This is a genomic window from Variovorax davisae, from assembly GCF_030316845.1.
GTDB classification, from domain to species: domain Bacteria; phylum Pseudomonadota; class Gammaproteobacteria; order Burkholderiales; family Burkholderiaceae_C; genus Variovorax; species Variovorax davisae.
The window spans coordinates 252528-266664 of sequence record NZ_JASZYS010000002.1; the positions used below are offsets into that span (position 1 = coordinate 252528).

Below are 14137 nucleotides of genomic sequence, written 5' to 3' on the forward strand. Positions count from 1 at the left end.
TATGAGCCTTCTTCAAGTCAGGAACCTGGTCGTCGAATTCCCGCACCGCCGCGGCACGCTGCGCGCGCTGGACGACATCTCCTTCGAGATCGCCCCGGGCGAGATCCTCGGCGTGGTCGGTGAATCCGGTGCCGGCAAGTCGCTCACCGGTGCCGCCATCATCGGCCTGCTGGAGCCGCCGGGCCGCGTGGCCGGCGGCGAGATCCTGCTCGAAGGGCAGCGCATCGACAACCTGGGCCACGAGGCGATGCGCCACATCCGCGGGCGCAAGATCGGCGCGATCTTCCAGGACCCGCTGACCTCGCTGAATCCGCTGTACACCGTGGGCCGGCAGCTGATGGAGACCATCCGCGCGCACCTGCCGGTCGGCGAGGCCGAGGCGCGCCGGCGCGCCATCGGCCTCCTGCAGGACACGGGCATCCCGGCGGCGGAACAGCGCATCGACCACTTCCCGCACCAGTTCTCGGGCGGCATGCGGCAGCGGGTGGTGATCGCGCTGGCGCTGGCGGCCGAGCCGAAGCTGATCGTCGCCGACGAGCCGACCACGGCGCTCGACGTCTCGATCCAGGCGCAGATCATCGAACTGCTCAAGGGCATCTGCAAGGATCGCGGCGCCGCCGTGATGCTGATCACGCACGACATGGGCGTGATCGCCGAGACCTGCGACCGCGTGGCCGTGATGTATGCGGGCCGGGTGGCCGAGATCGGGCCGGTGCACGAGGTGATCCACCAGCCCGCCCATCCCTACACCGCGGGCCTGATGGCCGCCATTCCCGACATGACGATGGACCGCGAACGCCTGAACCAGATCGATGGCGCGATGCCGCGCCTCAACGCGATCCCGCGCGGCTGCGCCTACAACCCGCGTTGCCCGCGGGTGTTCGACCATTGCCTGGCCGAGCGGCCGGAGCTGTTCAATGCCGGCGCGACGCGCGCCGCCTGCTGGCTGCACGAGGTGCACACCGCGTCGCCGGCCTACGGGGGCATGGCATGACGGCACTGGTCCAGGCGCACGACCTGGCGAAGAGCTTCGACGTCTCGCCGCCCTGGCTCAACCGGGTGCTCGAACGCAAGCCGCGCGTGCAGCTGAAGGCGGTCGACGGCGTGAGCTTCTCGATCGAGCGCGGCAAGACGCTGGCGCTGGTGGGCGAGTCCGGCTGCGGCAAGAGCACGGTGGCGCGCCTGCTGGTCGGCCTCTACGAGCCGACCCGCGGCGGCATGCAGTTCGACGGCCAGGATGCGCACGCCGCCTTCAAGACCCCCGCGGGGCGCGTGCTGCGCCGGCGGGTGCAGATGATCTTCCAGGACCCCTACGCGAGCCTCAACCCGCGCTGGATCGTCGAGGACATCGTCGGCGAGCCGCTGCGCGAGCACGGCATCCTGAAGGAAGGCCCGGCGCTCAAGGCACGCGTGGGCGAGCTGCTGCAGTCGGTCGGACTGAGCCCGCTCGACATGGTGAAGTACCCGCACCAGTTCTCCGGCGGCCAGCGGCAGCGGATCTCGATCGCGCGGGCGCTGGCGACCCAGCCCGAGTTCCTGGTCTGCGACGAGCCGACCTCGGCGCTCGACGTCAGCGTGCAGGCGCAGGTGCTCAACATCATGAAGGACCTGCAGCGCGCGCAGGGCCTGACCTACCTCTTCATCTCGCACAACCTGGCGGTGGTGCGGCACGTGGCCGACCAGGTCGGCGTGATGTACCTCGGGCGGCTGGTGGAGGTGGCGGACAAGTCGCAGCTGTTCGCCACGCCGCAACACCCCTACACCCGGATGCTGCTCGACGCGATCCCGCAGATGAAGCACACCGGCCGCCGCCGCACGCCGGTGCAGGGCGAGGTGCCGAACCCCTTGAACCCGCCGAGCGGCTGCACCTTCCATCCGCGCTGCCCGCTGGCCAACGAGCGCTGCAAGACCGAGCGGCCCCTGCTGCAGATGCTACGCGGCGTGCAGGTGGCCTGCCACGCGGTGGAAGAAAACAGAGACTGATCCGCTGCCGGTGCATTGCGAGGTCGGCGCAGCCTGGCCCCTCGTGGAACACCGCGGAATCGGCTTTGCCGGGCCGCTGGTGTTGCCCCCGGCAGGGGGTGGGCGGCTACACGAAGTGAGCCAACCTGGGGGCCAACCTATTGCTCTTCGCCCCAGGCGTAGCCGTCGCGGGCGATCATCGCGCTCGACGCGCTCGGGCCCCAGGTGCCGGCGGCATACGGACGCGGCGCCCCGTCCGATGCCCAGCTGTCGATCAGCGGCTCGACCCAGCGCCAGGCTTCTTCCTGCTCGTCGCTGCGCACGAACAGGTTCAGCCGGCCGTCGATGACATCGAGCAGCAGCCGCTCGTAGGCGCCGACGCGCTCGGTGCCGAAGCGCTTGTCGAAGTCGAGATCGAGCTGCACCGGTGCCAGTTGCGGGCCGGCGTGCCGGTTGCCGTTGCGCTGGCGCTTGTCCTGCGCCTGGGCCAGCATGTGCAGCTCGAGCCCGTCCTTGGGTTGCAGGTTGATCACCAGCTTGTTGACCGCATTGGTGGGTGCGCGGTAGATCGCGTGCGGCGTCTGGCGGAAGCTGATCTCGATGCGGGCGTCGCGCGAACCCAGCCGCTTGCCGGTGCGGATGTAGAGCGGCACGCCGGCCCAGCGCCAGTTGGCGATCTCGGTGCGCAGCGCGACGAAGGTCTCGGTGCGGCTCTCGGGGTCGACACCGGGCTCGTCGCGGTAGCCCTGGACGCGCTCGCCGTAGGCGGTGCCGGCCGTGTACTGGCCGCGGATCGCGTGCATCCCGATCGATTCGGCGCTCCAGGGCTTGAGCGCCCGCAGCACCTTGAGCTTCTCGTCACGGATGGCGTCGGCATGGGCGTTGATCGGCGGTTCCATGCCGATCGCGCAGACCAGCTGCAGCGCATGGTTCTGCACCATGTCGCGCAGTGCGCCGGTCTGGTCGTAGAAGGCGCCGCGCTTCTCGACGCCGAGGTCCTCCGCGATCGTGATCTGGATGTTGGCGATGTATTCGCGCCGCCAGATCGGTTCGAACAGCGCATTGCCGAAGCGCATCGCGAACAGGTTCTGCACCGAGGGCTTGCCCAGGTAGTGGTCGATGCGGAACACCTGCTGCTCGGTCAGCACCTTGCGCACCGCGCTGTTGATCTCACGGTTCGACGCCAGGTCATGGCCGAGCGGCTTCTCGAGCACCAGCCGCACGTGCGGGCCGTTGAGCCCGGCCACGGCCAGCTGTTCGACCGCCTGGGTGAAGAGCCCGGGCGCGGTCGCGAGGTACATCACGACGGTGTCGGCATTGCGCTGCTTCAGCAGTTCGGCGAGCTTGGCATAGTCCTCGGGCTTCGAGAGGTCCATGCGCTGGAAGTACAGCATGGCGGCGAACTTCTTGAACTCCTCGGGCGAGGGCCGCTTGGCGCCCTCGACCGCCGCGAAGCGCGACTGGATCAGCGCGCGGTAGGCATCGTCGCTGAGGTCGTCGCGCGCCACGCCGATGATGCGCCCGCCTTCGGGCAGGCTGCCGTGGCGGAAGGCCTGGAACAGGGCCGGCATCAGCTTGCGCCATGCGAGGTCACCGGTGCCGCCAAAGAGGACGAGGTCGAAACTCATGGATACATCCGTGTAGTTGTGGAGGGCCGAGCATGCGGCTTTCAGCGAATGGTACTTGTACCGATCGTTGCAACGATGACTACACGCTAAGCTGAAACGAAACAGGGAGGGCCTTATTACTCTGGAGCAGGGTCCTGATGAAGAAAATTTTCGCGATGACCGCGGCGGCTGCGCTGCTGGGCGCCACCGGCGCCGCCTCGGCCCAGACCGTCAACGTCATCTGCTCGGTGCAGGCCGAATGGTGCAACATGATTGCGACGGTCTACGCGCGCACCACCGGCGTCAAGCTCAACATGTCGCTCAAGGGCTCGGGCGAGGCGCTGGCGCAGCTGATCGCCGAAAAGGAGAACCCCAAGACCGACGTCTGGTTCGGCGGCACCGGCGACCCGCATCTGCAGGCGGCCGAATCGGGCCTGACGCTCGAATACAAGTCGCCCAGCCTGCCGCAGCTCTATCCGTGGGCCCAGCAGCAGGCCCAGCAGTCGGGCTGGAAGACGGTCGGCATCTACTCCGGGCCGCTGGGCTTCGGCTACAACACCGAACTGCTCGCGAAGAAGAAGCTGGCCGTGCCGCGCAGCTGGGCCGACCTGCTCAAGCCCGAGTACAAGGGCGACATCCAGGTGGCCAACCCGGCCTCCAGCGGCACCGCCTACACGATGATCGCGACCCTGGTCCAGCTGATGGGCGAGGACAAGGCCTTCGAGTATCTCAAGGGCCTGCACAAGAACGTGGGCCAGTACACGCGCTCGGGCACCGGCCCGATCAAGGCGGTGGCGCGCGGCGAGACCGCGGTGTCGATCAGCTTCGTCCACGATGCGCCGCAGGAGCGGATGCAGGGCTTTCCGGTCGAGACCGTGACGCCGTCCGAAGGCACGGGCGCCGAGATCGGCTCGATGAGCATCATCAAGGGCGCGCGCAACCTGGCCGAGGCCAAGAAGTTCTACGAATGGGCGCTGACGCCGCAGGCCCAGACCTTCGGCGCCGCGGCCAAGCAGTTCCAGCTGCCGTCGAACAAGGCAACGCCGGTCGATGGCAACGTGCCGGACTTCAAGAAGATCAAGATGATCGACTACGACTACGCCAAGTACGGCGCCAGCGGCGAACGCAAACGCCTGATCGCGCGCTGGGAGAAGGACGTCAACTCGCTGCCGCGCTGAGAGCATGTCTTCCCGGCGCCCCAATGCCCCGGTCTGGACCTGCATCGCGGCGGGGCTGCTGGCCTACCTCGTGCTGCCTTGGTATGCGATCCAGGACACCAGCTGGTGGGAGGCGCTGCCGCAGGTCTTCGGTTCCGCCGAAGGCGCCAACGGCGTCATGCAGGCACTGCTGCAGGACCGCAGCTGGCTCTGGATCGGGTTGTTCGGGCTGGCGATCTGCGTGCTGGGAGGCCTGTTGCCCGCCGGCCGCGGCCAGGGCCGGCTGCTGCTGGTGGGCGGCGCGGTCGGCGCGATCGGCCTGGCGCTCAGCGCCTTCCTGATCGGCGCCCGCGGCTGGAACCTGCCGGTTCTCAATGCCCAGCTCGGCGAGCTGCCGGTCAACCAGTTCGGCATCGGCGCCGGCGGCTTCATCGCGCTCTCGGCACTGATCCTGCTCGCCGCCTTCGGGCTGGCGCGGCTCGGCTTCTTCAAGGGCGACCTGTTCGTCTCCGGCGCGGTGGTCGGCTGCGGCGTGCTGATGGCGCTGTTCATCGCCTACCCGGTGAGCAAGGCGCTGGCCGGCGCCTTCCTGGACGAGGACGGCCGCGCGTCCTTCGCGGCCTTCGTGGCGCGCATCGGCACCGAGCGGGTCTGGGGCCTGGGCTGCCTGGCCGGCGGCGTGCGCTGCGGCGTGGCCTGGAACACGCTGGTGCTGGCCTTGCTGACGGCCGCCGGCACCACCTTCCTCGGCACGCTGATGGCGCTGATGGCCGAGCGCGGCAGCCGGCGCTGGCAGGGGCCGCTGCGGGTGCTGGCGCTGCTGCCGATCATCACGCCGCCGTTCGTGGTCGGGCTCGGCCTGATCCTGCTGTTCGGGCGCGCCGGCGTCGTCAACCAGCTGCTCGAGAGCGCCTTCGGCATCGAGCCCACGCGCTGGTTCTACGGCATGCCGGGCGTGCTGGTGGCGCAGCTGTTCGCCTTCACGCCGATCGCCTTCATGATCATGCGCGGCGTGGTGCAGGGCGTCGCGCCCAGCCTCGAGGAGGCGGCGCAGATGCTGCGCGCCGACCGCCGCCGCACCTTCTTCACCGTCACCCTGCCGCTGCTCAAGCCCGGGCTCGCCAACGCCTTCCTGGTCGGCTTCATCGAGAGCATCGCGGACTTCGGCAATCCGGTGGTGGTGGGCGGCCAGTTCTCGGTGCTGTCGACCGACATCTTCTTCGCCATCGTCGGCGCCCAGTACGACCAGGGCCGCGCCGCCTCGCTGGCCTGGGTGCTGACGCTGTTCGCGCTCGGGGTGTTCGCGCTCCAGCGCGCCGTGCTCGGCAAGCAGAACTACACCACGGTCAGCGGCAAGGGCGACGCCGGCATCGCGATGGCGCTGCCCGCCGGCGTGCGCCGCACCATCTACGGCATCGCGCTGCCATGGATCGCCTTCACGGTGGTGGTCTACCTGTTCGCCTTCGCGGGCGGCTTCGTCCAGACCTGGGGCCGCGACTACACCTTCACGCTGAACCATTTCAAGACCGCGTTCGCGCTCGAATGGGGGCAGTTCGGCATCGTCTGGGCCGGCACGGCGTGGAATTCGCTGATCACCACGGTCAAGCTCGCCGGCATCTCGGCGCCGCTGACCGCGGGGCTCGGCCTGCTGATCGCCTGGCTGCTGGCGCGCAACGAGTTCAAGGGGCAGGGCGCATTCGAGTTCGCGGCCCTGCTGGCCTTCGCGATTCCCGGCACGGTGCTCGGCGTGAGCTACATCCTGGCCTTCAATGTGCCGCCGCTGGAGCTCACCGGAACCGGCCTGATCATCGTGCTGTGCTTCATGTTCCGGAACCTGCCGGTCGGCGTGCGCGCGGGCACGGCGGCCTTCAAGCAGCTCGACCGCTCGCTCGACGAGGCCTCGCTGATGCTGCGGGCCTCGACCTCGCAGACGCTGTTCAAGGTGGTGCTGCCGCTGCTGAAGCCGGCCCTGGTGGCGGCGCTGGTCTACAGCTTCGTGCGGGCGATGACCACGGTCAGCGCGGTGATCTTCCTGGTCACGGCCGAGAACGAGCTGGCGACCACCTACATCATCGGCCGGGTCGGCAACGGCGACTACGGCATCGCGCTGGCCTACTGCACCGTGCTGATGATCCTGATGTCGGTCGCGATCGCGGCGGTGCAACTGCTGGTCGGCGAGCGCAAGCTGGGGCGGCGCAGGCAGGGCGTGCCGAGCATCGCGGTCGCCGCCCATTGAACACGGAGCACACATGAGCCAGGGCATCGAACTGCGCAACATCACCAAGCGCTACGGCAGCAATGCGAAGGCGCCGCTGGCCGTCAAGGGCATCAGCTTCGAGGTGCCCGCGGGCACGCTCACCACCATCCTCGGGCCCTCGGGCTGCGGCAAGACCACCACCCTGCGCATGATCGCAGGGCTCGAGTCGCCGACCTCGGGCACCATCCTCATGGGCGGGCGCGACGTCACCACGCTGGGGCCGGCCGAGCGCAACGTCAGCATGATGTTCCAGAGCTACGCGCTGTTCCCGCACATGAACGTGATCGAGAACGTCGGCTACGGCCTGCGCATGAGCGGCCTGCGCAAGCCCGAGGCGGCGGCGCGTGCCCGCGAGGCGCTCAGGGGCGTCGGGCTGGTCGATTTCGACCAGCGGCTGCCGAGCGAACTCTCGGGCGGCCAGCAGCAGCGCGTCGCCCTGGCGCGGGCGCTGGTGCTGGAGCCGGCGGTGCTGCTGTTCGACGAGCCGCTGTCCAACCTCGACGCCCGGCTGCGCCGCGAGATGCGCGAGGAGATCCGCAACCTGCAGCAAAGGTTGCAGTTGACGGTCGCCTACGTCACCCACGACCAGAGCGAGGCGCTCGCGGTCAGCGACCAGATCATCGTGATGGACCACGGCGTGATCGCGCAGCAGGGCACGCCAGAGGACCTCTACGGTCATCCACGCAGCGAATTCGTCGCCGGCTTCATGGGGGAGGCGATGGTGTTCCCGGCCCTCGCGACGCCCGAGGGGCGGGTCGAACTGGGCCCATTGACCTTGGCGCCGCGCTACGACGTGGCACCGGGCTTCGTCAAGGTCGCGGTGCGCCCCGAGGCCTGGCTGATCGGCGCCGCCATCGGTCTGCCCGCGACGCTGCGCAAGGCGGCCTACCTGGGCAGTTTTTACGAATATGCTTTCGACACCGCGCTGGGCCCGGTGTTCGTGGTGTCGTCCGACCTCACGCGGCCGCTGGCCGCCGGTGCGCAGACCACCCTGTCCCTCGCCAGCCATGGCGTTTCCGTCGTTCCCATTGCCGCATGAATGTCGTTTTTGATCTCGGAGCCGTGCTCCTCACCTGGGAGCCCGTCGCCCTTGTCCAGAACCAGCTGGCGCCCCACGCGCCCACCGCCGAGGCCGCGCATGCGCTGGCGCGCCAGATGTTCCATCACGAGGATTGGCTGGGCTTCGACCGCGGCACCCACAGCCTGGACGATGCCATCGGCCGCATGGCGCTGCGGCTGGCGCTGCCGGCCGACCGCCTGAGCGAAGTGCTGGCGCCCATGGGCGAGCGGCTGGAGCCGATCGCCGTCACGGTCGAACTGCTGGCGGGCCTGCGGGCGCGTCGCGACGCCGGCGAGGACCTGCGGCTGTACTACCTGTCGAACATGCCGTCGCCCTACGCCCGGGTGCTGGAGTACCGGCATCCCTTCTTCCAATGGTTCGACGGCGGCATCTTCTCGGGCGACGTCCAGATGATCAAGCCGCAGCGCGAGATCTATGAGCTGCTCGCCGCGCAGTACCGCCTCGCGGCCGGGCACACCGTCTTCATCGACGACTCGCTGGCCAATGTATTGGCGGCGCGCGAACTCGGTTGGCAGGCCATCCACTGCGAGCGGCCCGCCGCCTTGCCGGCGCAACTGGCCGGCTACCTGCCGGTCAGCTCGACCTTGTCGACGTCGAAGCCCAGCGTGCGGGCGTAGTCCAGTTCGGCCTGCAGCGCGGCGTCGTCGAGCCGCGGCGCCCGCGACAGCACCCAGAGGTACCTGCGGTTCGGCGTGCCGACCAGCGCCACCTGGTAGTCGCGGTCGAGCTTGAGGATCCAGTAGTCGCCCCAGACCAGCGGCAGCCAGCCGAGCCACTCGGGCGCGAAGCGAACTTCGAGGCGGCCGGCGCCCGGTTGGCCGGCGACCGGCACGGCGCGCGCCGATCCCACGGATTCGTCGAAGCTGCCGTCGGCCAGGATGCAGCGGTTGCGCACCTCGACGCTGCCGTCCTCCAGCGGCGTGTACTCGGCCGAGACGGCGCCGGTACATTGTTTCTGGAACCGGTTGGGCAGCCGCGCCTGCTCGTGCCACAGCCCGGCATAGCGCTTGAGGTCGACCGGCGCCACCACCTGCAGCGGTGCGCGCATCAGGGGCGCGCCATCGGCCGGGCCGGCGAGGGGCTGGGCCCGCGCCGTGCGGGAACCGGAGAGGGCCAGCAGGGTCAGGGCGCCGCCGACGCAGAAGGCCGTCGCAAGGGTTCCGATCGAGGCGCTGTGGACGCGGTCGTCGAAGGCGGCGGGCGGCGTTGCACGGGGCGGGCGGTAGGGCATGGGATTTCTCCGGGAAAGCGATCAATCGAATGGCGAGCCTAGCGGGCGTCAAGCGGGCGCCGCGTCAGTCACGGACCACACGCCATGTAGTGCTGCGGCGGGATAATGGCCGCATGAACCAACTCGATGCCCTCCGCCAATGGACCACCGTGGTCGCAGACACCGGTGATTTCCGCCAGCTCGCCCAGTTCAAGCCGCAGGACGCGACCACCAATCCGTCGCTGATCCTGAAGGCGGTCCAGAAGGCCGATTACCGTCCCCTGTTGGACGAGGTGGTCAAGAAGCACAAGGGGAAACCGATCGACGAGGTCATCGACCGCCTGCTGGTGCGCTTCGGCACCGAGATCCTGTCGATCATCCCGGGCCGGGTGTCGACCGAGGTCGATGCGCGCCTGAGCTTCGACACCCAGGCGACCATCGACCGGGCCGAGCGCATCGTCGCGCTCTATCGGGCCGAGGGCGTCGATGTCGCCAAGCGCCTGCTGATCAAGATCGCCTCGACCTGGGAAGGCATCGAGGCGGCGCGCCAGCTCGAGCAGAAGGGCATCCACTGCAACCTGACGCTGCTGTTCTCCTTCGCCCAGGCAGTGGCCTGCGGGGCCGCCCGGGTGCAGCTGATCTCGCCCTTCGTCGGCCGCATCTACGACTGGCACAAGAAGTCGCAGGCCAGTCAGTGGAACGAGGCCGCCAATGCGGGGGCCAACGACCCGGGCGTCCAATCGGTGCGCCAGATCTTCGACTACTACAAGAAGAACGACATCGCGACCGAGGTGATGGGCGCCAGCTTCCGCAACGTCGGCCAGATCGCCGCGCTGGCCGGCTGCGACCTGCTGACCATCAGCCCCGAACTGCTGGCCGAGCTGGCCGCCAGCGAGGCCCCGCTCGCCCACGCGCTCGACGCCGAGGCGGCCCAGCGCCTGGAGATCCCGAAGGTGTCGCTCGACCAGGCCGGGTTTCGCTTCGCGCTGAACGAGGACGCCATGGCCACCGAGAAGCTGGCCGAAGGCATCCGCGCCTTCGCCGCCGACGCGGTGAAGCTCGAAAAGCTGATGGAGGCGTGATGACCCGCATTCGCTGCGACGGCACGGCGGCCTGGGCCGCGCTCCAGAAGCATTACGACAGCATCGGCCTGGGCTTCGACATCCGCCAGGCCTTCGCCGGCGATCCGGGGCGTTTCGCGGCGTTGAGCCAGTCGGCACCGCACGTCTTCGCCGACTTGTCGAAGAACCTGCTCGATGCGCGCACCGAGCAGTTGCTGCTCGACGTGGCGCGCGAAACCGGTCTGGAGGCGCACCGCGACGCGATGTTCGCGGGCCGCCACATCAACGCGACCGAAGACCGCGCGGTGCTCCATACCTTGCTGCGCCGCCCGGCCTCCGCGCCGGTGGCCGGCGACCTGGCCGGGGCCTTCGGCGACGTCCAGGCCACGTTGGACGCGATGCTCGCCTACGCCGAGAAGGTGCGCTCGGACTCGACCATCACCGACGTCGTCAACATCGGCATCGGCGGCTCCGACCTCGGGCCGCAGATGGCGGTGCTGGCGCTCGACCAGTTCGTCGCGCCGGGCAAGCGCTTTCATTTCGTCTCGAACGTCGACGGCCACGAGCTGGCTGGGATCCTGCGCGGGCTGGCGCCCGAGCACACGCTGTTCCTGATCGCCTCGAAGACCTTCACCACCGCCGAGACCATGGCCAACGCCCAGTCGGCCAAGCGCTGGTTCGAGCAATCGGGCGGCGTCGACATCGCGCGCCACTTCGCGGCGCTCACCACCAACGTCGCGGCCGCGAAGGCCTTCGGCATCGACACCACCTTCGGCTTCTGGGACTGGGTCGGCGGCCGCTATTCGATGTGGTCGGCGATCGGCCTGCCGATCGCGCTGGCCATCGGTGCCGACGGCTTCCGCGGCCTGCTGGCCGGCGCCCATGCGATGGACGAGCATTTCCGCACCGCCCCGCTGGCGCAGAACCTGCCGGTGCGGCTCGGCCTGCTCGACGTCTGGTATCGCAATTTCCACCGTTTCACGACCCGCAGCATCGCGCCCTACCACAGCGCGCTGAAGCGCCTGCCGGCCTACTTGCAGCAGCTCGAGATGGAAAGCAACGGCAAGCAGGTCGACATGGCCGGCCAGCTGCTCACCTTCGGCACCTCGCCGGTGCTGTGGGGCGAGCCCGGCACCAACGGGCAGCATGCGTATTTCCAGATGCTGCACCAGGGCACCGACGTGACGCCGCTCGAATTCATCGCGGTGCGCGACGCGGCGCACGATCTGCCCGGCCATCATTCCAAGCTGCTGGCCAATGCGCTGGCGCAGGCGCAGGCGCTCATGCTCGGCCAGCGCGACGCCGGCGGCCACAAGAATTTTCCCGGCAACCGGCCGAGCACCTTCTTCGTCTTCGAGCAGCTGACGCCGGAGTCGCTCGGCGCCTTCCTGGCCCTCTACGAGCACCGGGTGTTCACCAGCGGCGCGCTCTGGGGCATCAACAGCTTCGACCAGTGGGGCGTCGAGCTCGGCAAGGTGCTGGCGCGGGACATCGAGCCGCGGCTGGCGTCGGGCGACGCGGCGGGGCTGGACGCTTCCACGGCCGGCCTGCTGGCGCGGCTTCGCCCGCGCGCCTAGCCGCGTCCTTGGCTTTCGTCATCATCGGCGGCGGCCTGCTCGATATGATGGTCCCGGGGTTGTCCCGTGGGAAAACATCAAGAGGAGTTGCGCATGAACTTTCAACAGGCGGTCCAGACCTGCTTTCGCAAGTACGTCGAGTTCTCCGGCCGGGCGACCCGGCCCGAATACTGGTGGTTCATCCTGGCCTATGTCATCTCGGCCTTCGTGGCGGGCTTCATCCACGAGTTCCTGTACTACCTGGTGGTGCTGGCGTTCCTGCTGCCCCTGCTGGCGGTCGGCGCGCGGCGCCTGCATGACGTGGGCCGCAGCGCCTGGTTCCTGCTGCTCGGGCTGGTGCCGGTGATCGGCACCCTGGTGCTGCTCTACTTCATGGTCCAGCCCAGCCAGGCCGAGTCGAACGCCTACGGGCCGCCGTCCGGCGCCATGCCCGCCGGCATCTGAAGCCGCGCCAGCGCCGGAACGAAAAAAAGCCCCGCAGCGCGAGCTGCGGGGCTTTTTGGATTGGCTTGGCGCCGGGGGGCGATTACATGCCCATGCCGCCCATGCCGCCCATGCCACCCATGTCGGGCATGCCGCCGCCGGCACCGGCTTCTTCCTTCGGTGCGTCGGCGACCATGGCTTCGGTCGTCAGCAGCAGCGAGGACACCGAAGCGGCGTTCTGCAGTGCGGTGCGGGTCACCTTGGTCGGGTCCAGGATGCCCAGCTCGAGCATGTCGCCGTAGGTGTCGTTGGCGGCGTTGAAGCCGTAGTTGCCCTTGCCGGCCAGCACGGCGTTCACCACCACCGAGGCTTCGCCACCGGCGTTGTTGACGATCTCGCGCAGGGGCGCTTCGATGGCCTTGAGCACCAGCTTGATGCCGGCGTCCTGGTCAGCGTTGTCGCCCTTGAGCTTGTCGCCCACGGCTTGCTTGGCGCGCAGCAGGGCCACGCCACCACCGGCAACCACGCCTTCTTCCACTGCAGCGCGGGTGGCGTGCAGGGCGTCTTCGACGCGGGCCTTCTTTTCCTTCATTTCGACTTCGGTGGCAGCGCCGACCTTGATCACTGCCACGCCGCCGGCCAGCTTGGCCACGCGTTCTTGCAGCTTTTCGCGGTCGTAGTCGCTGGTCGCTTCTTCGATCTGCACGCGCACTTGCTTCACGCGGGCTTCGATGTCGCCAGCAGCGCCGGAGCCGTCGATGATGATGGTGTTTTCCTTGCCCACTTCGATGCGCTTGGCCTGGCCGAGGTCGGCCAGGGTCACCTTCTCGAGGGTCAGGCCCACTTCTTCAGCGATGACCTTGCCGCCCGTCAGGATGGCGATGTCTTCCAGCATGGCCTTGCGGCGGTCGCCGAAGCCAGGGGCCTTGACGGCCACGACCTTCAGGATGCCGCGGATCGTGTTCACGACCAGCGTTGCCAGGGCTTCGCCTTCGACTTCCTCGGCAATGATCAAGAGCGGACGGCCGGCCTTGGCGACTTGTTCCAGCGTGGGGAGCAGGTCGCGGATGTTGCTGATCTTCTTGTCGAACAGCAGCACGAAGGGGTTGTCCAGAATCGCGGATTGCTTTTCGGGGTTGTTGATGAAGTAGGGCGACAGGTAGCCGCGGTCGAACTGCATGCCTTCGACGACGTCGAGTTCGCTGTCGAGCGACTTGCCGTCTTCGACGGTGATCACGCCTTCCTTGCCGACCTTGTCCATCGCGTCAGCGATGAGCTTGCCGATGGTTTCGTCGCTGTTGGCCGAGATCGAGCCGACTTGCGCGATTTCCTTCGAGGTGGTGGTGGCCTTCGAAGCCTTCTTCAGCTCGGCGACCAGGGCGGTGACCGCCTTGTCGATGCCGCGCTTCAGGTCCATCGGGTTCATGCCGGCGGCGACCAGCTTGAAGCCTTCGCGAACGATGGCTTGTGCCAGCACGGTCGCGGTGGTGGTGCCGTCACCGGCGTTGTCCGAGGTCTTGGAAGCCACTTCCTTCACGAGCTGGGCGCCCATGTTCTGGAGCTTGTCCTTGAGTTCGATTTCCTTGGCGACCGACACGCCGTCCTTGGTCACGGTGGGGGCGCCGAAGGAGCGCTCGAGCACCACGTTGCGGCCCTTGGGGCCCAGGGTCACTTTGACTGCGTTGGCGAGGATGTTGACACCCTCGACCATGCGCGCGCGGGCTTCGCCGCCGAAGACTACGTCTTTTGCTGCCATGAGATTTCTCCGAGATTCAGTTGATTGGGGGGTGGAAGGGAGAAGG

The 14137-nt window shown here is 68.4% G+C and carries 12 protein-coding genes; 9 read left to right on the forward strand and 3 right to left on the reverse strand.

The window, feature by feature from the left end:
• Position 1 precedes the first annotated feature (1 nt).
• Entirely contained in the window at positions 2-994 is a 993-nt protein-coding gene (locus QTI33_RS05455) for an ABC transporter ATP-binding protein (RefSeq protein WP_286504770.1), read from the forward strand.
• On the forward strand, positions 991-1983 hold the full coding sequence (locus QTI33_RS05460) for an ABC transporter ATP-binding protein (RefSeq protein WP_286504771.1): 993 nt from the start codon (positions 991-993) through the stop codon (positions 1981-1983). The genes QTI33_RS05455 and QTI33_RS05460 overlap by 4 nt, the downstream gene beginning before the upstream one ends.
• A gap of 137 nt (positions 1984-2120) precedes the next feature.
• Here QTI33_RS05460 and zwf read toward each other — a convergent pair whose 3' ends face one another.
• A complete protein-coding gene (gene zwf / locus QTI33_RS05465) occupies positions 2121-3590 on the reverse strand; it encodes a glucose-6-phosphate dehydrogenase (RefSeq protein ID WP_286504772.1) in 1470 nt (489 codons plus the stop codon).
• Between the two features lie 137 nt (positions 3591-3727).
• Here zwf and QTI33_RS05470 point away from each other — a divergent pair, with 137 nt between their 5' ends.
• The 4 genes from QTI33_RS05470 to QTI33_RS05485 are packed head-to-tail and all read left to right on the forward strand — an operon-like array spanning position 3728 to position 8681.
• The gene (locus QTI33_RS05470) at positions 3728-4747 is read left to right on the forward strand and encodes an ABC transporter substrate-binding protein (RefSeq protein WP_286504773.1); all 1020 of its coding nucleotides are present in this window, start codon (positions 3728-3730) and stop codon (positions 4745-4747) included.
• Between the two features lie 4 nt (positions 4748-4751).
• Entirely contained in the window at positions 4752-6962 is a 2211-nt protein-coding gene (locus tag QTI33_RS05475) for an ABC transporter permease (RefSeq protein ID WP_286504774.1), read from the forward strand.
• 13 nt (positions 6963-6975) lie between these two features.
• Positions 6976-8022 (forward strand): ABC transporter ATP-binding protein, encoded by a 1047-nt coding sequence (locus QTI33_RS05480; RefSeq protein WP_286504775.1) that lies wholly within the window; start codon positions 6976-6978, stop codon positions 8020-8022.
• Positions 8023-8045: 23 nt separating this feature from the next.
• Complete coding sequence (locus QTI33_RS05485) at positions 8046-8681, forward strand: HAD-IA family hydrolase (protein ID WP_353506308.1); 636 nt, start codon at positions 8046-8048, stop codon at positions 8679-8681.
• On the opposite strand, the gene QTI33_RS05490 is transcribed toward QTI33_RS05485, so the two are convergent.
• Positions 8627-9295, reverse strand: coding sequence for a lipocalin family protein (locus QTI33_RS05490; protein ID WP_286504777.1), 669 nt, complete (start codon positions 9293-9295; stop codon positions 8627-8629). The two genes, QTI33_RS05485 and QTI33_RS05490, sit on opposite strands and share 55 nt — an antisense overlap.
• 113 nt (positions 9296-9408) lie before the next feature.
• Between QTI33_RS05490 and tal the strand changes: the two genes are divergently transcribed.
• The 3 genes from tal to QTI33_RS05505 all read left to right on the forward strand — a co-directional run bounded on the left by tal (position 9409) and on the right by QTI33_RS05505 (position 12356).
• Positions 9409-10356, forward strand: a complete 948-nt coding sequence (gene tal, locus QTI33_RS05495; RefSeq protein WP_286504778.1) for a transaldolase — start codon at positions 9409-9411, stop codon at positions 10354-10356.
• Entirely contained in the window at positions 10356-11912 is a 1557-nt protein-coding gene (gene pgi, locus QTI33_RS05500) for a glucose-6-phosphate isomerase (protein WP_286504779.1), read from the forward strand. Before tal ends, pgi begins: the two co-directional genes overlap by 1 nt.
• 93 nt (positions 11913-12005) lie before the next feature.
• Positions 12006-12356, forward strand: a complete 351-nt coding sequence (locus tag QTI33_RS05505) for a DUF805 domain-containing protein (protein WP_286504780.1) — start codon at positions 12006-12008, stop codon at positions 12354-12356.
• A gap of 82 nt (positions 12357-12438) precedes the next feature.
• On the opposite strand, the gene groL is transcribed toward QTI33_RS05505, so the two are convergent.
• Entirely contained in the window at positions 12439-14091 is a 1653-nt protein-coding gene (gene groL / locus QTI33_RS05510; protein WP_286369040.1) for a chaperonin GroEL, read from the reverse strand.
• Positions 14092-14137 lie beyond the last annotated feature (46 nt).